The organism is Sphingopyxis sp. (assembly GCF_035565275.1).
Classification (GTDB): domain Bacteria; phylum Pseudomonadota; class Alphaproteobacteria; order Sphingomonadales; family Sphingomonadaceae; genus Sphingopyxis.
The window spans coordinates 1-3,469 of sequence record NZ_DATMST010000282.1 but is presented as its reverse complement, the minus strand read 5'-3'; the positions used below and the strand labels follow the sequence as shown (position 1 = coordinate 3,469).

At 66.3% G+C, this 3,469-nt stretch carries 3 protein-coding genes; all 3 read left to right on the top strand.

Annotated features, from left to right (window positions below):
- Window positions 1–766 precede the first annotated feature (766 nt).
- Window positions 767–1,795, top strand: coding sequence for an N-acetylmuramoyl-L-alanine amidase (locus VN047_RS18690; RefSeq protein WP_325545335.1), 1,029 nt, complete (start codon window positions 767–769; stop codon window positions 1,793–1,795).
- A gap of 80 nt (window positions 1,796–1,875) precedes the next feature.
- Window positions 1,876–3,129, top strand: coding sequence for a D-arabinono-1,4-lactone oxidase (locus tag VN047_RS18685; RefSeq protein WP_325545333.1), 1,254 nt, complete (start codon window positions 1,876–1,878; stop codon window positions 3,127–3,129).
- Window positions 3,126–3,469, top strand: a 344-nt coding sequence (locus VN047_RS18680) for an alanine racemase (RefSeq protein WP_325545331.1), incomplete at its 3' end; no start/stop codon positions are given. The genes VN047_RS18685 and VN047_RS18680, both read left to right, overlap by 4 nt.

Genomic DNA, 3,469 nt, shown 5'->3' with positions numbered 1-3,469 from the left:
AGCGACGGTTCGACACGGGTAACCTTGGCCAGATAGATATTGCCCTTGAGCTGCTTGTGCTCGGCGGACTCGAAATCAAACTCCTCGATGCGGTTTCCCTTGGTGACGGCGACCCGGGTTTCTTCCCGGTGCCGCGCGTCGATCAACATGCGCGTGGTCATTGGTAACACTCCAAGCGCGCCTCGGCGCGCCATCAAAAAATCCCGCGAACCCTCCTTGCGGAAGGCCGCGGCGGATAAGGGTGAAAGAAAAAAAGACGTTATTGCCGGAAGGGGCCTGCGTCCGGTCGTGGACGCGCATGCGGTCTTCGCATCCGGCGACGGCCGGGGCGAAAGCGCCCGCGTCGGGATATGAAGAGGGCATGGCAAGCCTCATGCGGCATCAACCTGTTACGGGATGAGCGGGCGGGCAGGGCGGGCGTCTGGCGATCGCCCCGACTGTCCGGTCAACCGGGTGGACTGACGGCAGGTCGCCCTTCCCCGTATGTCCGGCGCCAAGGCGGCCATGATCCGCGGATTTGCGGAGCAGGCCTTCCCCTCAAAAGGCCGGACGGCACCGGGAACGACACCGTCAGTGATGGCGTGCTAGCATCGGCATGTCCCGACGGCAACCACAACCACAGGCCAAAGATGGGATGACGCACAGGTGTTGCAAGAAAGCCCGCCACCCCGAAAGCATTGAATCACCTGTTAACCCTGCAGGTTGACCCGCGCTTGATCCGCGATGGCTAATGCATGGTTCACGACATTTCGCGGCCGGGGGGCTCATGTTTTTCAATAAGCGCTGGACCATCGCGCGCATCGGGCGGCATAGACGCGGCGTGACCCTTATCCTCGTCCTGCTCGGCATGATCGCGACGCCCCCGGCTGTGCAGGCGGGGCAGTCGGGCGCGATCGAAACCGGCATTCCCGGGGCCACCTTGCGCTCTCGTCCTGTCTCGGCCGACGAATTCGAGCGCGCTTCACGCGGTCCGCGCGTCGGATTGCAGCCACCCGCGGGCTTTCGCGCCAGGCCGCCCGGGAAACGCTACAGCGTCACCGTTCCGATCGGAAAGCCGAAGCCTTCGGTCGCGCTGCCGCCGGTTCAGGGTCCCGGGGACAGCCGGCTGCCGCTGGTCGTGATCGACGCGGGGCATGGCGGGCACGATCCCGGCGCGATTTCGCCGCACAGCGGCAAGTATGAGAAAGACATCACCCTCGCGCTTGCCCGCGCGATCCGCGATGACCTGCTCGCTTCGGGCCGCGTGCGCGTCGCGCTCACGCGCGCAGACGACCGCTATCTGGTGCTCGAGGAGCGCTACGGCATCGCGCGGCGGCTGAAGGCCGACCTGTTCATTTCGGTCCACGCCGACGCCGCCGAGAATCGGGAAGCCCGCGGCGCGTCGATCTATACGCTCTCCGAAGTCGCCTCGGACCGCGAAGCGGCGCGGCTCGCGGCGCGCGAGAACAAGGCGAATATCATCAACGGCGTCGACCTTGGCGCGCACAGCAGCGATGTGTCGTCGATCCTGCTCGACCTCACCCAGCGCGAAACGATGAATATCTCGTCCGCCTTTGCCCGCCTGCTCCAGCGCGAATCATCGGACGACGTGAAATTCCGCACGACCGCGCACCGCTTCGCGTCGCTCATCGTGCTGAAAGCGCCCGATGTCCCCTCGATCCTCTTCGAAACCGGCTTCATTTCGAACAAGGACGATGCCGAATTTCTTGCCTCGACCGCCGGGCGGAAAAAGATCGCGCGCGGCGTGCGTGAGGCGGTGCAGATCCATTTCGCGCGGCAGATCACGGCGCGCTGAAATCCTTGCTGCCCTAAATATAGTCTTGACTAACTTTTTTCGTGACGACAGCCTTGCCGGGTGAGCCACGGGAGAAGCAGATGAGCTGGAGCAACTGGTCGGGCAGCGTCGCCGCGAGCGGCCAGGTCGCCCGGCCGCGAAGCGAGGACGAGCTGGCGATGCTCGTCCGCAGCGCGCAAAAGCTGCGCGCCACCGGGGCCGGGCACAGCTTCATGCCGCTTTGCGAATCGCGCGAACTGATCGTCAGCTTGGACGATATGCCGGGCGCGCTTCGCGTCGCCGCCGACCGCCGCACCGCGCGCATCCCTGCCGGATGGAGCATCCGCCGGCTGACTGCCGCGCTCTGGGAAGAAGGGCTGGCGCTCGCCAATCAGGGCGACGTGAATCCGCAGGCGCTTGCCGGCGCGATGGCGACGGGGACGCACGGCACCGGCGCCGGGCTCGGTTCGCTCTCGACCTTTGCGCAGGGATTCCGGCTGACCGGTGCCGATGGCGAAGCGCATTGGTGCGATGCCGCGACCAACGCCGACCTGTTTCAGGCACAGCGGCTGTCGCTCGGCCTGTTCGGCGTCGCGACCGAAATCGACGTTGCGGTCGTTCCCGCTTTCCATCTTGCCGAACGGATCGAAAAGCGCCGCTGGGCCGAGGTGCGCGAAAGTTACGAGGAGCTGACGCAGCAGCACCGGCATGTCGAATTCTGGTTCTTTCCGCACAGCGATCAGGTGATCCTCAAAACGCTCGACCTGTGCGACCCCTGCGATCCGCCGCCGCGCACCACCGACATGGAGGAAACCGCGTTCCGCCGCGTGCTCGAAGTCGCTGCACGCGCGCCCTTCCTCACCCCCTGGCTGCAGCGCGCGATGATGCGGACGACCATCAAGGGCGATCGCCGCGGCCCCGCGCACAGCATCTTTCCCTCCGACCGGACCCTCCGGTTCGAGGAGATGGAGTATGAAATGCCGCGCGGTGCGGGCCTCGAAACACTGGACGAGGTCGTCGGCTGGATCCGGCGCAAACGCCTGCCGGTCACCTTCCCGTTCGAATATCGCGTCGTCGCCGCCGACGATATCTGGATGAGCCCGATGAACGCCGGGCCGGTCGCCGCGATCTCGATGCATCAATATGCAAAGATGCCCTGGCAGCGCCTGTTCGCCGATGCCGAGGCGATCTTTCGCGGCGCCGGCGGGCGGCCGCACTGGGCCAAGCGCCACACGCTGGGCCGCGCCGACGTCGCGGCGCTTTATCCGATGGCGGGGCGCTATATTGCGACGCGCCGCGCCGCCGATCCGCATGGCAAATTCCTCAACCCGCATCTGGAGAGCTTGTTCGCATGACAACCGATCGTGAATTGCACGCCCATCTGATCGGCCGGCAGGGATCGCGCGCCGATCTCAATACGCCGGTGCTCGTCCTCGACGTCGATGCGCTCGACCGCAATATCCGGGCGATGGCCGCGCTCGCGGCAGCGCGCGGTATCGGGCTTCGCCCGCATGCGAAGACGCACAAGAGCGTCGACATCGCGCAGCGGCAAAAGGCGGCGGGCGCGGTCGGCGTCTGCTGCGCGAAGATCGGCGAGGCCGAGGTGCTGGCCGACGGCGGCATCGCGGGCATCCTGATCACATCGCCCGTCGCCGCACCGGCGGCGATCGCACGCCTCGCGACGCTCGCGGCCAC

Coding starts and splice junctions, on each gene's coding strand:
- VN047_RS18690 (WP_325545335.1), top strand. CDS start 767: ATGTTTTTCAATAAGCGCTGGACCATCGCGCGCATCGGGCGGCATAGA.
- VN047_RS18685 (WP_325545333.1), top strand. CDS start 1,876: ATGAGCTGGAGCAACTGGTCGGGCAGCGTCGCCGCGAGCGGCCAGGTC.